The sequence below is a fragment of the Vibrio sp. SCSIO 43137 genome (genome assembly GCF_028201475.1).
GTDB lineage: Bacteria > Pseudomonadota > Gammaproteobacteria > Enterobacterales > Vibrionaceae > Vibrio.
The window spans coordinates 1985057-2005785 of sequence record NZ_CP116383.1 but is presented as its reverse complement, the minus strand read 5'-3'; the positions used below and the strand labels follow the sequence as shown (position 1 = coordinate 2005785).

The following is a 20729-nucleotide window of genomic DNA, read 5'->3' as shown; positions in this document are numbered from 1 at the left end:
CAGATTTTAGCCTCTTGCTGAACATAAAAAAACGCTCGTTAATTAACGAGCGTTTTTGTTTCGGACCTTATACTACCATCTATGGCGGTGGTGATTGTTGTTTAAAAGGTGATTCCTTCCAGCTTAACGGGAAAAGTTACCGGCCAGGGGCGGGTAATCTCTCTTATCATGGCGGGTTCGGATTGCCATATTTCCTCTACGGAAGTGGTCTGCTTGACATAAAGGTTTTCAACCTCATGGTAGCCACTGGATTGATAAACAGATTTTTCACCGAAAAGAACCGAGTAGGAAACATCGCGGGATTCAATATCCCGATGAACGTGACAAAGCAGTTTTCTTACATAACCTTTTTTGCGGTAGAGTGGGTGAACGCAAACTTCTGAAACGCCGGCGATGGATACCGGGTTGTTTTCAATAAATACCTGTTTGTCATGTACGGCGACATGTGCAACCAGTTCATCGTAACTGTCTTTTAGCAGGTAACGGTGAGTGGGAACTTCAATAAAGTAGCGCTGATGACGGAAAATTTTCTCATCGCTGTCGGTAAAGCAACTGGAGAGCAATTTACGGATCTGTCGATCCAACTGACGGTCTACCTGATTATCTCTAATATATTCTATTTTCATAACAGCCTCATATGAGTATACCCAAGTAACCTTATGATATCGCTCTGAATCCTGCATCTTGAGGACACTTGGGTATACCGCATACTAGCGAAAAAAAAGGCCGCATACTAAATGCGACCTCACATTACCAATAGTAAATCAGTGCTCTATGAAAGCTTATCCGTCAGATCTATGGCCTGACCAATATAGTTAGCCGGTGTCATCTCTTTCAGACGAACTTTTTCATCTTCTGGCAGTTCCAGTCCATCAATAAAGTTTCTCATGGCTTCGCCATCTACACGCTTACCGCGAGTCAGCTCTTTAAGCTTCTCATAAGGCTTCTCGATACCGTAGCGACGCATAACCGTCTGAACCGGCTCAGCAAGAACTTCCCAGTTTTGGTCAAGTTCTGCCAGCAGGGCATCACGGTTAACTTCTAGCTTGCTGATACCTTTTAGTGTCGATGTATAAGCGATAAGCGCATAACCGCAACCCACACCAAGGTTACGCAGAACCGTAGAGTCCGTCAGGTCACGCTGCCAGCGTGAGATAGGCAGCTTCTGAGCCAGGTGGCCGAATACAGCATTTGCCAGACCAAGGTTACCTTCAGAGTTTTCGAAATCTATCGGGTTCACTTTGTGCGGCATGGTTGAAGAACCAATTTCACCGGCAATGGTCTTCTGCTTAAAGTGGCCAAGAGCGATATAACCCCAGACATCACGATCAAAGTCGATCAAAATGGTGTTGAAGCGGGCAACTGCGTCAAACAGCTCAGCAATATAGTCATGTGGCTCAATTTGTGTGGTGTACGGGTTCCAGTTAACACCCAGAGATTCGGTAACGAAAGATTCGCTAAACTCATGCCAGTCTACTTCAGGGTAGGCAGACAGGTGAGCGTTGTAGTTACCGACTGCACCGTTGATTTTTGCCAGAATTTCACTGTCGGCAATCTGCTTGTACTGGCGCTCCATACGGTATGCCACGTTTGCCATCTCTTTACCCATGGTAGAAGGCGAAGCAGGCTGGCCGTGGGTACGGGAAAGTAGCGGAATATCACGATACTCTACGGCAAGTGCTTTGATAGCATCGATCAACTCACGAATCTGAGGAAGAATAACCGCATCTCTTGCTTCTTTTAGCATTAGCGCATGAGAGGTGTTATTGATATCTTCAGAGGTGCAGGCAAAGTGGATAAACTCATTAACAGCATGAAGTTCCGCAACGTCAGCAACCTTCTCTTTCAGGAAGTACTCAACGGCCTTAACGTCATGGTTGGTAGTGCGTTCAATCTCTTTGATGCGCTGTGCATCGGCTTCACTGAAGTTTTCAGCAATATCATTCAGATATTGATTTGCTTCCTGACTAAATGCAGGTACTTCTTTAATGGCATCCGTTGCCGAAAGTTTTTGTAACCAACGAATTTCAACGATAGTACGATACTTTAATAGTCCGAATTCACTAAAGTATGAGCGCAACGCAATCGTTTTACTGGCGTAGCGACCGTCTACCGGTGAAACAGCAGTCAATGCTGACAGTTCCATGTTGATTCTCCTGATAAAATTAATGAGCTATGGTTGTGGTTAAATTCGTGCCAACAGAATTTGGGCCTGTTCGACCATTTTCTTACGGCCAAAGACCATATGGCGGCGCTTACCACCTACCTGGCGCCAAAGTACTGTGCTTCTGATCCCGGAAAGAAGAAGAGCACGCACTTTTTGCTGGTTGGAGGTTTGCTGTAATACGGAAGGGGTGCCTGACACCTGAATTCTCGGACCAATCGGACTGATAACGTCCAGATAGATGCTGGCAATATTACTGATCATCTGCTCATCGAACAGATCAAAATGCTCTTGCTGGCGTTCAGCCATCTGAATGCGATCGCCAAGTTTGGCCATCGCATCACGTTTTTCGTCCAGCTTACGCTCTAAAGCCATAAGGCTGATGATATAGCGGGTAATTTCGCTGCCGGACGGCGTACTATCAATGCCCTTGACCATGCACTCAAGACCCAGTTTAAGGTTTGATTCATGACCAAATACATCCAGCGTGCTGCTGGGGCTGGTGTTTAAAATGGCTTTTATCGATGTCTCAAATGCATCTCTGTCACAATCACCGTTCTTCGCTACTTGTTGAACCAAAGCAACCGCCTGACAGATACCTGCAAATGCGATAGTACGATCATATAGTGAATTCGCCACGTAAAACTCCTGATAGTAAATGCTGTTTAAATTCGTTTTTCAATAATGCCGCCACCGAGACAGACATCATCCAGATAAAAGACTGCTGATTGACCGGGTGTTACTGCAACCTGAGGGTCATCAAAAATAACTTTTATATTCTCATCATCAACCGGGATAATTGTACATGGAATATCAGTCTGGCGATAACGGGTTTTTACACTACAGCGGGTTGGCTCAGAAATTATTTCTCTGTCTACCCAGTGCAGTTGTGATGCGATTAAGCCTTGTGACTTCAGCAGCGGATGATCAGCGCCCTGAACGGCAATAAGTACATTGCGTTCAAGGTCTTTGTCAGCAACGTACCACGGCTCTTCGTTACCGCCGCCGCCTTTCTGACCACCGATATGCAGGCCTTTGCGCTGGCCGAGAGTATGGTACATCAGCCCCTGATGCTGACCAATCTCTTTCCCTTCCGGTGTCTCAATCACACCCGGCTGTGCCGGCAGGTAGCGTGAAAGGAACTCTGTGAACTTACGCTCACCAATAAAGCAGATACCGGTTGAGTCTTTCTTCTTAGCCGTAATCAGGCCTTGCTCTTCGGCAATCTTTCTTACTTCTGGTTTTTCCAGTTCACCAACCGGGAACAGGCTGCGGGCAACTTGCTCGTGGCTCAGGGTATACAGAAAGTAGCTTTGATCCTTATTAGAGTCCAGCCCTCTCAGCATCTGAGGCTTTTCACCGTTTTGCGGGAAAGTGCGACGCACATAGTGACCCATGGCAATGTAGTCGGCGTCGAGCACTTCGTCAGCAAACTCAAGGAAGGCTTTAAACTTGATCTCTTTGTTACATAGGATATCCGGGTTCGGGGTACGGCCGGCTTTATACTCTTCAAGAAAGTACTCGAAAACGTTGTCCCAGTACTCTGCTGCAAAGTTGATGGTATGCAGATAGATACCAAGTTTGTCACAAACAGCCTGAGCATCAGCTAAATCTTCAGCTGCTGTACAGTACTCTTCTCCGTCGTCCTCTTCCCAGTTTTTCATAAACAGGCCTTCTACCTGATAGCCCTGTTGCTGGAGAAGGTAAGCGGAAACAGATGAATCAACACCGCCGGACATACCGACGATCACTTTCTTTTTGCTGTTGTCAGACATTCACTTAGTACCACATTTCATACACGGGCGCTGATTCTAACAGAAAGAATTTAAAGGTTACAGATCCGAGACACCGTTCACAGTTTTTGTTTCGCTTAACCGGGCAAAAAATGAGTACATTGCCCTCTGAATATGGCATAGTGCGCAAAAATAGTTACGGGTAAAAATGAAATGTCTGAGAACAACGATTTTGTTGATGAGAGCGTGCTGTTAGAAGCAGTAGAGAACCAACTGGCAGATGGTGAGCCAATTGAGGTTAAAGAGACCTTAATGCGTCTGATGATGACAGGCAACTCAAGGGAAGATGCGATTGCCCTGATTGCATGTGCTCTCTCTGTAGAGGTTTTTGATGTGATGAAAAACGATGCACAGTTTGACAACAAACGTTATGCAAAGCACCTAAGTCAGTTGCCGGATCTTGGTTTTATGGAAGGTGAGTAACCGAGTCAGGTTTATAGGTGCCTGAAGGGCGCTTAATGCGCCCTTTCTTTTGTCTATATCTTTCCTTCAATCAATTGGTACTCTCCCGGCTGAAGATCGGCCAGCGAGTAACTGCCCATCGAGTAGCGAATCAGCCTGAGGGTAGGGTAGCCGATATTGGCGGTCATACGACGAACCTGACGATTTCTGCCTTCAATAATTGTAATTGCCAGCCAGGTGGTCGGAATCGCTGCCCTGAAACGAACCGGCGGGTTGCGCTCCCATAAATCCGGCGTCTCTATGATTTCAACTTTAGCCGGAAGGGTTTTACCATCTTTTAGTTCAACTCCCTGCCTTAGTTTGTCCAGAGCAGTTTCATCTGGAGCACCTTCCACCTGAACCCAATAAGTTTTTGGTGATTTGGATTTCGGCTGAGTCAGCTTAGCCTGCAAGATGCCGTCATTAGTAAGAATCATTAAACCTTCACTGTCTCTGTCCAGTCGTCCTGCGGCATAAACTTCTTTAACCGGAATATAGTCCGCCAGCGTTTTGCGGCCTTCACCATCAGTAAACTGACTTAAAGTATCGTATGGCTTGTTAAACAGTATGACCTTTCTCTCCTCAGGGGAGACGACTCTTTTTTCCGGCCGTTTTTTACTGCGTTGTTTTGCTGATGAAAAGCCCGGCTTGCGTTTAAAATGGGGGGATTTGGAGGCGGGAGACTTGCCACTTTTACTGCCTCTCAAACGAGATGTCATGTTAACTACCTTACAATTATGTAAATAAAGTGTTTGTTAAATTTTGAAACTGTGGTGTTTTAAGATATTATCTTCGCGCCAAAATTTGGAATTATCACACAAACTAATTATCTGAATTTGTTTAATTATACGTGAAAAAACGTTGCTCATGGAATGATTGACTATCCTTTAGTTAATCTATTGGCGAGCAATCAAGCATAAGTGGTGCCGAGGATGTTTTAGATTACTGCTTATGTCAATTCAATCAGGCCTTTTCCTCATCAATCCGGCCTGTTAAATATAGGGAAATTTCATGCCTACAGAAAAACCAACGATTATCTATACCATTACTGATGAAGCACCTGCATTGGCGACCTATTCTCTATTACCAATCATTCGTGCGTTTACAACATCTTCTGGTATTGATGTTGATACTCGTGATATCTCGCTTGCGGGCCGTATTATTGCGAACTTCCCGGAGTACCTGAGTGAAGAACAGCAGATCGGTGATGCACTGACAGAACTGGGTCAGCTGGCTAAAACTCCTCAGGCAAATATCATTAAACTTCCTAATATTTCTGCTTCTATTCCACAATTGCAAGCAGCAATCAAAGAGTTACAGGCAAAAGGATACGCTTTACCTGACTATCCTGAAGAAGCCGCTACTGAAGAAGAGAAAAAGATTCAGGCGACTTACGACAAGATTAAAGGTAGTGCTGTAAACCCTGTGTTGCGCGAAGGTAACTCTGATCGCCGAGCCCCTACATCGGTAAAAAATTACGCGAAAAAGAACCCGCACTCTATGGGAGCGTGGGCTGCTGACTCTAAATCTCATGTATCAAGCATGAGTGAACAAGACTTTTTTGGTAGTGAAAAATCAGTCACAGTGGATGGCGCGACCGAGGTCTCTATATCCCTTAAGAAAGCCGACGGTTCTGTTGACGTTCTTAAGCAGAAGTTGGCGCTTCAGGATAAAGAGATTATTGATACCTCAGTCATGAACAAAGCTGCGTTAGTTGCTTTCTTTGAGAAAGAAATTGCCGATGCAAAAGAGCAGGACGTTCTTTTATCTCTGCATATGAAAGCGACCATGATGAAAGTCTCTGACCCGGTAATATTTGGTCATGCTGTTAAAGTTTATTACAAAGAGGTTTTTGAGCAATACGGTGAGCTTTTCGATGAACTGGGCGTTGACGTGAACAATGGTATTGGTGATGTTTATACCAAGATCCAGGCACTTCCTGCTGAGAAGAAAGAAGAGATAGAAGCCGCACTGCTTAAAGTGTATGAAACTCAACCGGCACTGGCTATGGTCGATTCTGACCGTGGTATTACCAACCTGCATGTTCCAAGTGACATCATTGTTGATGCTTCTATGCCTGCGATGATCCGTGCTTCCGGTCAGATGTGGGGACCAGACGGTAAACAGAAAGATACTAAAGCTATGATCCCGGATCGCTGTTATGCGGGCGTGTATCAGGCAGTAATTGAATTCTGTAAAGAAAACGGTGCCTTTGATCCGACGACCATGGGTAGCGTGCCGAACGTAGGCCTGATGGCTCAGAAAGCGGAAGAGTACGGCTCTCACGATAAGACCTTTATTCTGCAAAGTGCTGGTATTATTGAAGTCACTGATACGCAGGGCAATGTACTGCTAAGCCAGAGCGTTGAAGAAGGTGATATCTTCCGTATGTGTCAGGTTAAAGACGCACCGATTCAGGACTGGGTGAAGCTTGCGGTAACCCGTGCTCGTGCAACAGGTGCACCAGCGGTATTCTGGCTGGACGAGAACCGTGCCCACGATGCGGAACTGATTAAAAAGGTTAATGCTTACCTGCCTCAGCATGATACAGAAGGGCTGGAAATTAAGATCCTGTCACCTGTAAATGCCACTCTTTTCTCACTGGACAGAATTAAGCAGGGTCTGGATACCATCTCTGTAACCGGTAACGTACTACGCGACTATCTGACGGATCTATTCCCGATTCTTGAACTGGGTACATCGGCTAAGATGCTCTCAATTGTTCCGCTGATGAATGGCGGCGGCTTGTTTGAAACGGGTGCTGGTGGCTCTGCACCTAAGCACGTTCAACAGGTAGAAAAAGAAAACCATCTGCGCTGGGATTCACTGGGTGAGTTCCTTGCACTGGCGGCTTCTCTTGAACATCTGAGTAATGTCAGCGGCAACGCTAAAGCGAAAGTACTGGCAGACACTCTGGATGCCGCGACGGGTCAGTTCCTTGACACTAACAAGTCTCCTTCACGCCGTGTAGGTGAACTGGATAACCGTGGCAGCCACTACTATCTGGCTAACTATTGGGCTCAGGCTCTGGCGGCTCAGTCAGACGATGCAGAACTGGCTGCACAGTTTGCTCCGGTTGCTGCTGCGCTTCAGGAGAAGGAAGAGCTGATTGTAGAAGAGCTGAACAAAGCACAAGGTGTGAAAGGTGAGCTTGGCGGTTACTACGCCCTGAATGATGAGCTAACTTCAGCACTGATGAGACCAAGTCAGGCTCTGAACGAGATTCTTGCTAAGGTTTAATCTGCTATCGGTAAAAATTAAGAACCCGCATAAGCGGGTTCTTTTGTGTTAGGTACATGAAAATAAAGTAATTTACCCTTGGTTTATTTAAAGGGCAGGTTGTTTAACCATAAAAACAGCGCTGCCTCCTAAGGAATGCCTAACTTGCTGGCTTTGGCAGTTGTTTATTTCTTAGTAAGTTGTGGCAAATCACCCAGAAGTTAACCTTTTTCACTTTCCCCAGTTTGCCTTCAAGGGGGTAAGCACTTTCAACATGAAAACGCATTTTCCCTCTCTCTTTCCATACTCTATAAACGACTTGATAGTAGATATGGCCGCCATTTTCCTGTTCAATTTTACAGCTACAATATCGGCTATAACCGCCGTGATAGCAGAACTGCTCCGGCAAGGTACTTATGATCTCCGGCAAGTGCTTAGATAGTTGATAACGCGTTTCGTCAAAGACTCTTCTGTCAACCGGATAGGGATAAATGTCAGCAGGCTCGGTAGCTTCGTTATCTTTTATGGTTCGGGTAAATACGTGATGGGAAAAGGTAAAATGTAATGTGTATTGCTCGTTACGTTCCGGATGTCTGAAAGTTAACTTACATGCATCCAAATGGTTTAAGTTATGCTCAATACCTTTGAAATGGAAACTTTTCCATTGCTGGACAGCTTTATCAGGAAGATTGAACAGTCGCTTTGTTGCCATGAGTGGATAAGTTTCCTTACGCCAGAAATAACAAAGGCTCCGTCTAGGGAGCCTTCGCCAAGATAAATCTTGGATTCAGAACATCATTACCGGACACAGCCTCGACCTCTGAGAGGTTATGCGATGTCATGTTATAAAAACATGTCTGCTACATCGATACTTAAATTTTACGTCAGGGACGATATGTGTCAAGCGCTTTCTGGCACAGCACGGTTGGGGGCAAAAAGGTACACGATGTTAATTTTGACGATCACCGCCTTGTTGTCAGCCTGACCTGACAAGGCTCTTATAATCGTCCTTTTAATTCAATGGATTACCTTCAATTTGTTTAAGTTAAAGGCAACTTAAACACATGAGTTTATGTATGATTCAGGTGATAAAAAACCCGCGGTGAAGCGGGTTCTTTTTGTATATAGAAAACCCCCAGCTAGGCTGGCTGTCTTTTATACAGAAGTCCCTCGCATAATGTGAGGGACTTCTGTATAAAAGACAGCCGGCTATGCCGGTGGATGTTTTTTTTTATCACTACAGCATTTATATAATTTTACTACTTCTATGGCAGCGTATTATTTTGCCTGTTGTCCTTCAATAGGTACAACGGCACTTGCGTGGTAGCCTTTTGGTCCTTGTTCAACTTCGTATGATACCTGCTGACCTGCTTTCAGAGTACGGTATCCGTCCATCTGAATCGTTGAATAGTGAGCGAAGATGTCACCATCTTCACCTTCAGGGCAGATAAATCCAAATCCTTTGGCGTTGTTGAACCACTTAACTGTACCGGTAGCCATGCTATACATCCCTCATTGCATTTTGTAACTGAAGTTGTTGTTCCGGATACGACGTCCATCTCCGGAGTGAGTGAATATCAATTCAGGCGCTGCCAAATTTTAATCATCACAGCACACAATTTAGCCAATGAAACCGCACAGTCAATAGCTAATTGCGATAAAAAGTAACAAAAAATACAACATATCACTTTTGTGGTTAACATTTTTCTAACTTTGTGATCTGTTGAGCATAGTTACTGTCGGATAATTGCGTTCCCCCGAATCTGCTTAGCTTTTGAGCAAACAGCTTGCAGATGTGAAAAGATGGCAAAGTTTTATTTGCAGGGATACAATTGGTGAATTAGTCTCTAAGTTAAAGAAAAGTTATTTTTGTCGCTTTTCAAGTTATCGAAATAATAATGAGTAAACAATATCAATGGGTGACTCCAGACTCTGATTTACTGGAGAAAGAAGAAACGAAAGTAAAACCGCCATCAATGTACAACGTTATTCTTAATAATGACGACTATACACCGATGGATTTTGTTATCGAGATTCTCGATAGATTCTTTTCCATGGATTTGGAGAAGGCGACTCAAGTAATGCTGAAAGTGCATTATGAAGGGAAAGCCATTTGCGGCACATTTTCTGCCGAAATTGCAGAGACAAAGGTGATGCAAGTCACCACGTACTCAAGGGAAAACGAGCACCCGCTGTTATGTACAATGGAAAGGGCGTAACAAATGCTATACCCATTGCAACATAGGTTGCTCTTTGTGGGAGGTCCTTATGCTGAACAAAGAATTAGAAACAAGTCTGAATGGCGCGTTTGCCCGCGCCCGAGATAAACGTCATGAGTTTATGACAGTCGAACATCTGCTGCTTGCACTTCTGGATAACGAAGCAGCCAGAGAAACCCTTAAGGCCTGCCAGGCAGATATCGAACTACTCAAAAATGAGTTAGATGCCTTTATAGATCAAACTACCCCACTGATTCCCGACAATGATGAAACCCGAGAAACTCAGCCGACATTGAGTTTTCAGCGCGTACTGCAAAGAGCGGTGTTCCATGTGCAGTCGTCGGGCAGAAACGAAGTCTCCGGCGCCAATGTACTGGTGGCCATTTTCAGTGAACAGGAATCCCACGCGGCCTATCTGCTGAAAAAGCACGATGTCAGCCGTCTGGATATTGTTAACTATATCTCTCACGGTATCAGCAAAGCGTCAGGTAAAGATGAAGGTTCTTCATCAGATGTGTTTGGCAGTGAAACACCGGCTGAAGAGAATTCATCAGAAGAGAAGCTGGAATCATTTGCCACTAACCTGAATCAGGTTGCCAGACAAGGGCATATTGATCCGCTAATCGGCCGTGATAAAGAGCTGGAAAGAACCATTCAGGTTCTGTGCCGCCGCCGTAAGAATAACCCGTTACTGGTGGGTGAAGCAGGTGTCGGTAAAACGGCCATTGCGGAAGGGCTTGCATGGCGTATCGTGGAAGGTCAGGTACCTGAGGTTATTGAAAACAGTGTTATCTATTCGCTGGATATCGGTTCGCTATTGGCAGGTACTAAGTACCGAGGTGACTTCGAGAAACGCTTTAAGGCGATCCTGAAACAACTGGAAAAAGAGGATGATGCCATTCTCTTTATCGACGAAATTCATACCATTATTGGTGCCGGTGCGGCTTCAGGCGGACAAGTTGATGCTGCTAACCTGATAAAACCTCTGCTCAGCAGCGGTAAGCTTCGTTGCATTGGTTCAACCACCTATCAGGAATACAGCAATATCTTCGAAAAAGAGCGGGCACTATCCCGTCGTTTCCAGAAGATTGATGTTATCGAGCCTTCGCTGGATGACACCACTAAGATCCTGATCGGTCTTAAACCAAAATATGAAGCGCACCATGAGGTTCGTTACACCAATAAGGCACTGCGCGCTGCTGTCGAGCTGTCAGCCAAGTATATTAACGAGCGTCACCTGCCGGACAAAGCCATCGATGTTATCGATGAAGCCGGTGCCCGTAGCCGTCTTGCTCCTGCAAGCCGCAGGAAGAAAACCGTCGGCGTGGCGGATATAGAAGCTATGGTGGCCAAGATGGCGCGCATCCCTGAGAAATCCGTATCATCTTCTGATAAAGATATCCTTCAGTCCCTGAGCGATAAGATGAAGATGATGGTATTTGGTCAGGATGATGCTATCGAAGCACTAAGCGAAGCGATTAAACTGACCCGTGCCGGTTTAGGTGCAGAGAATCGTCCGGTTGGTTCCTTCCTGTTTGCCGGTCCTACCGGGGTAGGTAAGACGGAGGTGACATTACAACTGGCGAAAATGCTCGGAATAGAACTGCTGCGCTTTGACATGTCTGAGTACGGTGAGCGTCATTCAGTCAGCCGTCTTATCGGTGCGCCTCCGGGGTATGTTGGCTACGATCAAGGTGGCTTGCTGACGGATGCGGTGATTAAACATCCTCATGCCGTTGTGTTGCTGGATGAGATTGAGAAAGCGCACCCGGATATCTTTAACCTGCTTCTTCAGGTGATGGATAACGGCACATTAACGGACAACAACGGCCGTAAGGCAGATTTCCGTAATGTGATTCTGGTAATGACCACCAATGCCGGTGTTGCAGAGACGGTTAAGAAGTCTATCGGGCTTATTCAACAGGACCACAGCCATGATGCCATGGCAGAGATTAAGAAGGTGTTTACCCCTGAGTTCCGTAACAGACTGGACAATATCATCTGGTTTAACAGCCTTGATGAAGTGGTTATTCATCAGGTGGTTGATAAGTTCATTGTTGAACTTCAGGCACAGCTGGATTCACGAGGTGTTTCTCTTGAAGTATCTGAAGATGCCCGTCACTGGCTGGCGAACAAAGGCTATGACAAGTCCATGGGGGCAAGGCCGATGGGTCGTGTGATTCAGGAAAGTCTGAAAAAACCGCTGGCCAATGAACTGCTGTTTGGTTCATTAGTGAATGGTGGCACGGTGAAAGTTGAACTGGAAAAAGATGAGCTTCAGTTCCACTACCTGAATGAGCAGGAAGAGCCGGTTCATTAATCCTGAAAGGCAGAAAACAAAAACGGAGCTTAAAGCTCCGTTTTTTTATGATTCGTACTGTGAGTATTAACGAGCACGGAAGACGATGCGGCCTTTAGACAGGTCGTATGGAGTCATCTCTACAGTTACTTTGTCACCAGTCAGAATACGAATGTAGTTCTTACGCATTTTACCAGAGATATGAGCTGTCACTACGTGACCGTTTTCAAGCTCAACACGGAACATTGTATTAGGCAGAGTATCAAGGACAGTGCCTTGCATTTCAATTACGTCTTCTTTAGCCATTTAATCCTCTTTAGAAATTAGGCAATTATCTCCGGCACTGCTTGCCGAAAAGTATAGAAAAATAAGTTGGGCGGTATTCTACCCTTGCCAACGATGATTTACTAGCCTTTGATGGCGTTGAAAACGTACTTTATAGTTCATGGCCGGACATTCATCGATCTGATAGCCGAGATAAAGCCAGTGTTTCTGTTTGATTTGACAAAACTCACTCTGATAAAGAACGGCGAGTGTACCGAGTGATATGGGAAACTCCGGTTCAAAAAAAGTATAAAAAGCACTGGAACAGTGTTGCATACTGTCAGTAACAGCAACACCAATCAGTTTTGAACCCTGATAAATATGCAGATACTGAACATCCAGCCATTCACATTGAGAGAAACGCAGGAACTCCTCTTCTTTAGGCGGGTACATGCTACCTGTGGAGTGGCGTTCATTAATATAGCGGCTATAGAGTTCAAACCAGTCACTGTCCATTTCAGATTTGGCTTGCCAGTGAACGCCCATATCTCTCGCTTTTGCTAATACGCGCTTCTGGCTTCTGGACAAAGAGAAGTCACCAACGACCACTCTGATTGACTGGCAGGCTGAACACATCTCGCAGTGAGGTGTGTAGATGGTATTGCCGCTGCGACGAAATCCGTTTGCCAGCAACAGCTCATACCCGGCAGAGCTATGCAGTGAGTCATCCAGTGCCACGGCCACTCTTTCCATTCTGCCACTTAGATAGTTGCAGGGGTTATTGCTGGAGAGGCCAATCTTAATCTGATGCTTTTCTGATGACACTAAACAGTCTCCGTAGGAGTCGTTGGCAAATTAATCCATTGAGATTCATAGCAGCCAGCTTCAACACTGCTCTCTTTACAATAGGCCAGCTTTTGCAGGTAATCTAGACGATCAATCTCTTTTGCGCCTAAAGACTCAGTATGCGGGTTGAGTATCTGGCAGTCGATTAGCTCGCCCCCGTGCTTGGAAAAATGGTGACAAAACAGCCATAAGGCCACTTTAGATGCATTGGTTTTACTGCTAAACATAGACTCTCCGCAAAACAGTTTACCAACCTGAATACCATACAGGCCGCCAACCAGTTGCTCTTCACTCCACACTTCAACAGAATGGCATCGCCCCAGCGTTGCCAGTTCAGAGTAGGCTTTCTGCATTCTGGTGTCGATCCAGGTCTCTTCAATACTGCGTACATCCCGGCACTGTTTGATCACTTCTTGCGTCGCTCTATTGATACTGACGCGGTAATCAGATTTACGGAAGTACTTCTTCAGGCTTCGTGACGGCTTGAATTCAGCAGGGTTAAGAATTGCTCTGGGAGAAGGGCTCCACCACAGGATCGGCTCGCCTATTGAGTACCATGGAAAAATCCCGTGTTGATACGACTGAACAAGTCGTTCTGGTTTTAGGTCTCCCCCCATGGCTAAAAGACCATTTGGTTCTTCTAACGCTGTCTCTACAGGAGGAAAAAGAGTGGATTCTGAGTCGAGTTCGGGTAGATAGATAGTCATGCAAAGTTGCGTTGCGATAGCATTATTGGTCAATTTTAATCAATTTGACGAAATAAGCGAACCAATCTTGTTTTTTGCTAGCGATCACAAAAATTTTTAGATAGTCTGGCTGCACGAAGAATTTTGTTTCGCATATCTTAGCGAAATCGTTAAGGATATATAAATCTCAATGGAAAGCCTTACGTTAAACCCCATTCACCGGGTCAATGGTGAAGTAAACCTTTCCGGCTCTAAAAGTGTTTCAAACCGTGCTTTGTTGCTTGCTGCCTTATCAGAAGGCACAACCCGACTGACCAACCTTCTCGACAGTGACGATATCCGTCATATGCTTAACGCCCTGAGTAAACTTGGCGTTAGCTACTCCTTATCTGAGGATAAGACCGTATGTGAAGTAACGGGTCTGGGTGCGCCTTTTACTAGTGAACAGAGCCTAGAGCTGTTTCTGGGCAATGCCGGTACAGCGATGAGACCTTTGGCTGCAGCGCTCTGCCTTGGTTCCGGTGAGTATGTTCTTACTGGTGAACCACGCATGAAAGAGCGTCCGATTGGCCATCTTGTTGATGCGCTGAGAACAGCGGGTGCTGAGGTAGAGTATCTGGAAAACGAAAACTATCCGCCGTTAAAAATCAACGGAACAGGGCTTAAGTCCGGTACGGTTTCTATTGATGGCTCTATTTCCAGCCAGTTTCTTACTGCATTTCTGATGGCGGCACCGTTAGCTGACGGTGAAGTAACCATTAAGATCGAAGGCGAGCTGGTCTCAAAGCCTTATATTGATATTACTCTGCATATTATGCAGCAGTTTGGCGTTGAAGTGATTAACAATGACTACGCAGAGTTTGTTATCCCTGCCGGTCAGAAATATCGTTCTCCGGGGGATTTCCTTGTAGAAGGCGATGCTTCTTCTGCCTCTTACTTCCTTGCCGCAGCGGCCATTAAAGGTGGCGAGATTAAAGTTACCGGCATAGGTAAAAACAGCATTCAGGGCGATATTCAGTTTGCCGATGCGCTGGAAAAAATGGGTGCTGAGATAGAGTGGGGCGATGACTATGTTATTTCCCGCTGTGGTGAGCTTACAGCGGTAGATATGGACTTTAACCATATCCCTGATGCAGCAATGACCATAGCAACGACAGCGCTGTTTGCCAAAGGAACCACAGCTATCCGTAATGTGTATAACTGGCGGGTAAAAGAGACAGACCGCTTAGCCGCTATGGCGACAGAACTGCGCAAAGTCGGTGCCGAAGTGGAAGAGGGTGAGGATTATATTATTGTTACTCCGGTAGCCGAACTTAAGCATGCCGCCATTGATACATATGATGACCACCGTATGGCGATGTGCTTCTCTTTGGTTGCGTTGAGTGATACACCGGTAACCATCAATGATCCGGGTTGTACTTCAAAAACCTTCCCGGACTACTTTGACAAACTTAAACAGCTAAGTTGCTAATCTCCGGTTCATAATGAAAAAGCTCCCAAATGTTAGGGAGCTTTTCTGTTTATCGATTCCGGAAACTAAGATTTAAGGGTGAATTCTCCGGAAAGCTGATGGGCTAAATACTTAAACATATTAAACACGGCGGTGGTTTTTTCAGTCGGCAGGCCGTTACTATCTAGAAAGTAGTTGCCCTTAAATACCAGAACATCGTCTTTCTCTTTTACAGACTCTGCTCTCATGCCCTCTATATAACTATCATTTTGCTGAATAATTTGGTTGGCGATCAGCAGTAAGTCAAACTCACTGATACTCTTTTTTTCACTCATAAAACTTTCCTGCAGTTATTTCGCTTTCAGTGTATTCATCTCAGGCGCATTGGTAAATGGCATTGATAAAAGATTATTACAGTAGGATTTTTTGTGAGCTATGGCATAGATTTATATCTGTAGTTAGGTAAAGCAAAACATGATGATTACTATGTGCGCGGTCAGAGACAGCTGAGATCACACACCAGCTCAGGAACGGTTATTTGTCGAGCGAATAAGTCTGAAATGAAAAAAATTGGTTGATCTTCTTGCAGTCTCGCTCAATAGTAAAAAAAGAAGTACTAATTTAGCGCGACAAATTTAATCTCCAGTCGCATATCGAATAACGCCATCGCAATGATTGAGGACGTCAGATTCAATTATGGGTAAGTCACTTGTTATAGTGGAGTCTCCTGCCAAGGCAAAGACCATCAATAAATACCTTGGTAAAGACTTTATTGTTAAGTCCAGTGTAGGTCATGTCAGGGACCTACCAACGGCAGGCCAGAGCAATGGCCAGAAAGCGGCGGCAATTTCGACCAAAGGTATGAGCCCGGAAGAGAAGGCTCGTATCAAGAAAGAGAAAGAGCGAAACGCACTTATTAAAAAGATGGGGATTAATCCCTATCATAACTGGGAAGCGAATTATCAGATCCTGCCCGGTAAAGAAAAAGTTGTAGCTGAGCTACAAAAACTGGCTAAAGACGCAGATAACGTTTATCTCGCAACCGATTTGGACCGCGAAGGGGAAGCAATCGCATGGCACCTTCGTGAGATCATCGGCGGCGATGAAGAGCGATATAAACGAGTTGTGTTTAACGAAATCACCAAAAATGCTATCCAGCAGGCATTCCAGGCTCCCGGTGAGCTGAATATGGATGGTGTTAATGCCCAGCAGGCGCGTCGCTTTATGGACCGCGTGGTTGGCTTTATGGTGTCACCTCTGCTGTGGAAAAAAGTAGCAAGAGGTTTGTCAGCGGGTCGGGTACAGTCAGTCGCGGTAAAACTGCTGGTTGAGCGTGAGCGCGAAATAAATGCGTTTATTCCGGAAGAGTTCTGGGATATCCACGCTGATACCAAAACACAAGATAAAACAGACTTCCGTCTGCTGGTAGCACAGAAAGATGGTGTTGCCTTTAAACCGGTAAATGAGAGCGAAACAAACGCCGCTGTCTCTGTACTGGAAAAAGCGCAATATGAAGTATGCAAGCGCGAAGACAGGCCGACTCAGAGCAAGCCTTCCGCTCCATACATTACTTCTACCCTTCAGCAGGCTGCCAGTACCCGCTTAGGCTATGGTGTTAAGAAAACCATGATGCTGGCTCAGCGACTGTATGAAGCTGGTTATATCACCTATATGAGAACGGACTCCGTAAACCTGAGTGCGGAAGCCGTAGACTCCGTCAGAAGTTATATTTCCGGCAATTTCGGTGACAACTATCTGCCGGAAAAAGCCAATGTTTACGGCAGTAAAGCCGGTGCACAGGAAGCGCACGAAGCGATCCGGCCTTCTGATGTGGCGGTGAAAGCCGACGATCTTCAGGGTATGGAAGCCGATGCTCATAAGCTGTACGCACTTATCTGGAATCAGTTTGTTGCTTGTCAGATGGTACCGGCTAAGTACGACTCAACCACCATCAGTGTTAAAGCCGACGCTTATACCCTGAAGGCGAAAGGCCGTATTCTTAAGTTTGACGGTTGGACCCGTGTGCAGCGTCCTATGGGTAAGAATGAAGACCAGATCCTGCCGGCCGTGCAGATTGGTGATGTGCTTAACCTGCAAACTCTTGACCCTAAACAGCACTTTACTAAGCCACCGGCACGTTATACAGAAGCCGCGTTAGTAAAAGAGCTGGAGAAGAAGGGTATTGGTCGTCCGTCGACTTACGCTTCTATTATCTCAACTATTCAGGATCGCGGTTACGTTAAGGTAGACCAGCGCCGTTTCTATGCGGAAAAAATGGGTGAGATCGTTACAGACCGTCTTGATGACAGCTTTGATGACCTGATGAACTATGATTTTACCGCCCGTATGGAACAGAAGCTTGACCAGATCGCTGACGGTAAAGCTGGCTGGCTGAATGTGCTGGATAATTTCTTCACAGATTTTTCCGAGCATCTTGGCAAAGCAGAGCTGGATGAAGACGAAGGCGGGATGAAGCCAAACAATATCGTATTAACTGATATTGAATGCCCGACCTGTAGCCGCCCAATGGGTATCCGTACCGCATCAACAGGCGTTTTCCTTGGCTGTTCCGGCTATGCACTTCCGCCAAAAGAGAGATGTAAAACCACCATCAATCTCGGTGATGAAGAAGGTATTGTCAACGTTCTGGAAGAGGATGTTGAAACCGCAGCCCTGAGGGCGAAGAAACGTTGTCCTAAGTGTGAAACCGCCATGGATGCTTACCTGATCGATGATAAGCGTAAAATGCATGTCTGTGGTAACAACCCGAACTGTGACGGTTATGTGGTTGAACATGGTGAGTTTAAACTGAAAGGTTACGACGGCCCGGTTGTTGAGTGTGATAAATGTGGTTCCGATATGGTGTTGAAAAACGGCCGTTTCGGTAAGTACATGGACTGCACCAGCGAAAGCTGTAAAAACACCCGTAAGATTCTGCGCAATGGTGAAGTGGCTCCGCCGAAGGAAGATCCGGTACACTTCCCTGAGCTGCCTTGTAGCAACTCAGATGCCTATTTTGTACTGAGAGACGGTGCTTCCGGTCTGTTTATGGCCGCAAGTAACTTCCCTAAATCGAGAGAGACACGTGCTCCGCTGGTGGAAGAGCTGGTTCGCTTTAAAGAGCGCATTTCCGCTAAGTATCAGTATCTGACAACAGCACCGACTGAAGATCCGGATGGTCGTCCGACAGTGGTTCGCTTTAGCCGTAAGTCAAAAGAGAACTATGTACGTTCGGAGATAGACGGTAAGCCTTCAGGCTGGACTGGTCTGTATATCGACGGTAAATGGGAAATTACGGATAAACGGAAAAAGAAAAAATAACCGTTAAAAAGGTATTAAGAGGTAGCTGATGAGCTACCTCTTTTTTTTGCCTGATTCTTAGTTAAGAAACAGATTTTACATTGATTTTTTGAGAAATTGATATATCGGAACTATGCTGAATAATAGGCTCAACAGAAATGGATTTTGATGAGGATACAGAGCAAGTTTTTATCGCTGCTGATTATCTTAGTGATAAGTTGTGAAGCTATTGTCTTTACGACGGTGAAAGGCGTTGCTGAAGATATTGTAGGGGATTTGATTGCCCGCTACGGTACTGTTGTATCTCATTACGACACAGAAAAGACCCTCGCGCCGATAATTGTTGAACTGGATAAGGCAAAACAGCTGGCAGCCCATCCGGATATTATTAACTGGAGTGCTGACCCGGATAACTTCATTCTATACCAGAAAGCCTTTAATACCCTTGAGCAGTACCGATGGAAATTTGCCAGTAATAGTTATTTTATTGCCTTGGTAAACAATAAGGGCTATTACCACAACAACAGTAAAAATGAGTTTGGCGATAATCCGTTAAGGTTCTTCTTAGAGCCGGAGGCAGAAAATAGCCGTTGGTTCTATCAGTTTGTAAAGCAGAGTAACCCGGTACACATTAATATTAATCCTAATGAACAGTTAGGTATTACGTGGATGTGGATCGATGTTCAGATAAAAGCTAACGGTCAGGTGACGGGAGCGCTAGGCACCGGAATCGAGTTTGAATCTATTATGTCCGATCTGGCTATTAGTGATTTAGGCGGTGTAGATACTATCTTTGTTGATTCGGGCAATATCATTCAACTCTACCGCCAGTCAGGGGTTACTCAGGAAGAGTTTAAACAAAATAGCTTTTACCAGAAACAGCAGATAAGTCATTACCTGCAGTCTGAGGAAGAAAGTTTAGCCCTGAATCGTATGATGGCTCAGGAGAGAAGGGGAGAAAAGCCGCAGGCTATTCAGATAACCTATAAAGGCAAGCGCCATCTAGCCACAGTCAGTTATATCGCACCTCTGCAATGGTACGAAATTACCTTAATCGATATGGAGCAAATCCTTCCGGCTGAAAAATTTGTTCTGCTCTATATTGTATTGGGCGTTACCTTACTGCTGCTGGCAGTAGTGGTAACCCTTGCCATTCAGCGTTGGGTCATTAACCCTATTAATGCCCTCGAGTCGAAAACCAGCCAGATAGCAAAGCAGCCCTCTTCTGAGGCTGAAGTGAGTTTTTCCTACAAACCCAATGATGAGATGGGCATGTTAATGTCGAACTTTGAGTTGATGAGTAAGCGTGTACAGAGTTCGGCTCAGGAGCTGGAGCATAAGGTTGCCGAAAGAACTCAGGCGCTGGAACGGTTAGCCAGTGTCGATCCGCTAACTGAACTGTTTAACCGCCGTGGAATGGAGAAACAGCTCAGGGAGGAGTTTAATCATGCCCAGAGGGATAAACATGGGTTTGGCCTGTTATGGCTGGATATCGATCATTTTAAAAAGATAAACGATTCTCTCGGGCATGAGCAGGGCGACAAAGCGTTAAAGCTGATTGCCCGTTCAATTAGTGAAGTGATCAGAGACTATGACAGTGCCTGTCGCTGGGGCGGAGACGAGTTTCTTGTGTTAACCCATACCAAAGAGCAGGAACAGCTCTATCAGCTGGCAGAGCGTCTGAGAAACTGTGTAAGACGTATTGAGCTGACTTCGGCTGACGGGGCAGTCTCTTTCCTGTTAAGTATTTCACTGGGCGGAACCATAGTTACACCGCAGGAGAAACTTGACGTCGCCCTGCATAGGGCAGACAAAGCCCTGTACCGGGCAAAATCGTCCGGCAGAAATAAAACCATTATGTTAAGTGATACGGAACAGGAGTACCGTTCGCAGGAGAGTCGTTAACGCAACTGTATGAAGCTTAAGGTGAGTCATGCCTGCCAGTTTTATTAGCTGTTTATTTATTATCTATTTATATATAAGGAATGTATAATTTTCGTTGTCTGGTGACATGACCGGATATTGTTAGAGCTAGATATAAGAATGGA

Annotated in this window: 18 protein-coding genes; 7 read left to right on the top strand and 11 right to left on the bottom strand. The window is 45.5% G+C overall.

Annotated features, from left to right (window positions below; all coding sequences use genetic code 11):
- Window positions 1-101 precede the first annotated feature (101 nt).
- From PK654_RS09385 to mnmA, 4 genes are all read right to left on the bottom strand, one after another.
- Window positions 102-626, bottom strand: a complete 525-nt coding sequence (locus tag PK654_RS09385) for a GNAT family N-acetyltransferase (RefSeq protein WP_271695513.1) — start codon at window positions 624-626, stop codon at window positions 102-104.
- 146 nt (window positions 627-772) lie between these two features.
- Entirely contained in the window at window positions 773-2146 is a 1374-nt protein-coding gene (gene purB, locus PK654_RS09380) for an adenylosuccinate lyase (protein ID WP_271695512.1), read from the bottom strand.
- Between the two features lie 39 nt (window positions 2147-2185).
- Window positions 2186-2803 carry a high frequency lysogenization protein HflD gene (gene hflD, locus PK654_RS09375; protein WP_271695511.1) on the bottom strand — a complete coding sequence of 206 codons (618 nt, stop codon included), beginning with the start codon at window positions 2801-2803 and terminating at the stop codon, window positions 2186-2188.
- Window positions 2804-2829: 26 nt separating this feature from the next.
- The gene (gene mnmA, locus PK654_RS09370) at window positions 2830-3939 is read right to left on the bottom strand and encodes a tRNA 2-thiouridine(34) synthase MnmA (RefSeq protein WP_271695510.1); all 1110 of its coding nucleotides are present in this window, start codon (window positions 3937-3939) and stop codon (window positions 2830-2832) included.
- Between the two features lie 171 nt (window positions 3940-4110).
- Between mnmA and PK654_RS09365 the strand changes: the two genes are divergently transcribed.
- On the top strand, window positions 4111-4380 hold the full coding sequence (locus PK654_RS09365) for a hypothetical protein (protein ID WP_271695509.1): 270 nt from the start codon (window positions 4111-4113) through the stop codon (window positions 4378-4380).
- A 53-nt stretch (window positions 4381-4433) separates the two neighbouring features.
- Here PK654_RS09365 and PK654_RS09360 read toward each other — a convergent pair whose 3' ends face one another.
- The gene (locus PK654_RS09360; protein ID WP_271695508.1) at window positions 4434-5117 is read right to left on the bottom strand and encodes an rRNA large subunit pseudouridine synthase E; all 684 of its coding nucleotides are present in this window, start codon (window positions 5115-5117) and stop codon (window positions 4434-4436) included.
- A gap of 292 nt (window positions 5118-5409) precedes the next feature.
- Here PK654_RS09360 and PK654_RS09355 point away from each other — a divergent pair, with 292 nt between their 5' ends.
- On the top strand, window positions 5410-7638 hold the full coding sequence (locus tag PK654_RS09355; RefSeq protein ID WP_271695507.1) for an NADP-dependent isocitrate dehydrogenase: 2229 nt from the start codon (window positions 5410-5412) through the stop codon (window positions 7636-7638).
- A 139-nt stretch (window positions 7639-7777) separates the two neighbouring features.
- On the opposite strand, the gene PK654_RS09350 is transcribed toward PK654_RS09355, so the two are convergent.
- Both PK654_RS09350 and cspD read right to left on the bottom strand, forming a co-directional pair.
- The gene (locus PK654_RS09350) at window positions 7778-8329 is read right to left on the bottom strand and encodes a heat-shock protein (protein ID WP_271695506.1); all 552 of its coding nucleotides are present in this window, start codon (window positions 8327-8329) and stop codon (window positions 7778-7780) included.
- Window positions 8330-8895: 566 nt separating this feature from the next.
- Complete coding sequence (gene cspD / locus PK654_RS09345; protein WP_271695505.1) at window positions 8896-9117, bottom strand: cold shock domain-containing protein CspD; 222 nt, start codon at window positions 9115-9117, stop codon at window positions 8896-8898.
- 398 nt (window positions 9118-9515) lie between these two features.
- Between cspD and clpS the strand changes: the two genes are divergently transcribed.
- Window positions 9516-9836 carry an ATP-dependent Clp protease adapter ClpS gene (gene clpS / locus PK654_RS09340; RefSeq protein WP_271695504.1) on the top strand — a complete coding sequence of 107 codons (321 nt, stop codon included), beginning with the start codon at window positions 9516-9518 and terminating at the stop codon, window positions 9834-9836.
- Between the two features lie 49 nt (window positions 9837-9885).
- A complete protein-coding gene (gene clpA, locus PK654_RS09335) occupies window positions 9886-12156 on the top strand; it encodes an ATP-dependent Clp protease ATP-binding subunit ClpA (RefSeq protein WP_271695503.1) in 2271 nt (756 codons plus the stop codon).
- Between the two features lie 66 nt (window positions 12157-12222).
- On the opposite strand, the gene infA is transcribed toward clpA, so the two are convergent.
- The 3 genes from infA to aat form a co-directional block, all read right to left on the bottom strand.
- Window positions 12223-12441 carry a translation initiation factor IF-1 gene (infA, locus tag PK654_RS09330; RefSeq protein ID WP_001040192.1) on the bottom strand — a complete coding sequence of 73 codons (219 nt, stop codon included), beginning with the start codon at window positions 12439-12441 and terminating at the stop codon, window positions 12223-12225.
- Window positions 12442-12519: 78 nt separating this feature from the next.
- A complete protein-coding gene (locus PK654_RS09325) occupies window positions 12520-13224 on the bottom strand; it encodes an arginyltransferase (protein WP_271695336.1) in 705 nt (234 codons plus the stop codon).
- On the bottom strand, window positions 13224-13952 hold the full coding sequence (aat, locus tag PK654_RS09320) for a leucyl/phenylalanyl-tRNA--protein transferase (RefSeq protein WP_271695335.1): 729 nt from the start codon (window positions 13950-13952) through the stop codon (window positions 13224-13226). Before aat ends, PK654_RS09325 begins: the two co-directional genes overlap by 1 nt.
- A 169-nt stretch (window positions 13953-14121) precedes the next feature.
- Between aat and aroA the strand changes: the two genes are divergently transcribed.
- Window positions 14122-15402, top strand: coding sequence for a 3-phosphoshikimate 1-carboxyvinyltransferase (gene aroA / locus PK654_RS09315; RefSeq protein WP_271695334.1), 1281 nt, complete (start codon window positions 14122-14124; stop codon window positions 15400-15402).
- A 65-nt stretch (window positions 15403-15467) separates the two neighbouring features.
- Here the strand turns inward: aroA and PK654_RS09310 are convergent, their stop codons facing one another.
- Window positions 15468-15716 (bottom strand): YciN family protein, encoded by a 249-nt coding sequence (locus PK654_RS09310; RefSeq protein WP_271695333.1) that lies wholly within the window; start codon window positions 15714-15716, stop codon window positions 15468-15470.
- Between the two features lie 361 nt (window positions 15717-16077).
- Here PK654_RS09310 and topA point away from each other — a divergent pair, with 361 nt between their 5' ends.
- Together topA and PK654_RS09300 are read left to right on the top strand one after the other, a co-directional pair.
- Entirely contained in the window at window positions 16078-18702 is a 2625-nt protein-coding gene (topA, locus tag PK654_RS09305) for a type I DNA topoisomerase (RefSeq protein ID WP_271695332.1), read from the top strand.
- Window positions 18703-18849: 147 nt separating this feature from the next.
- Complete coding sequence (locus PK654_RS09300) at window positions 18850-20586, top strand: GGDEF domain-containing protein (protein WP_271698847.1); 1737 nt, start codon at window positions 18850-18852, stop codon at window positions 20584-20586.
- Window positions 20587-20729: the final 143 nt, after the last annotated feature.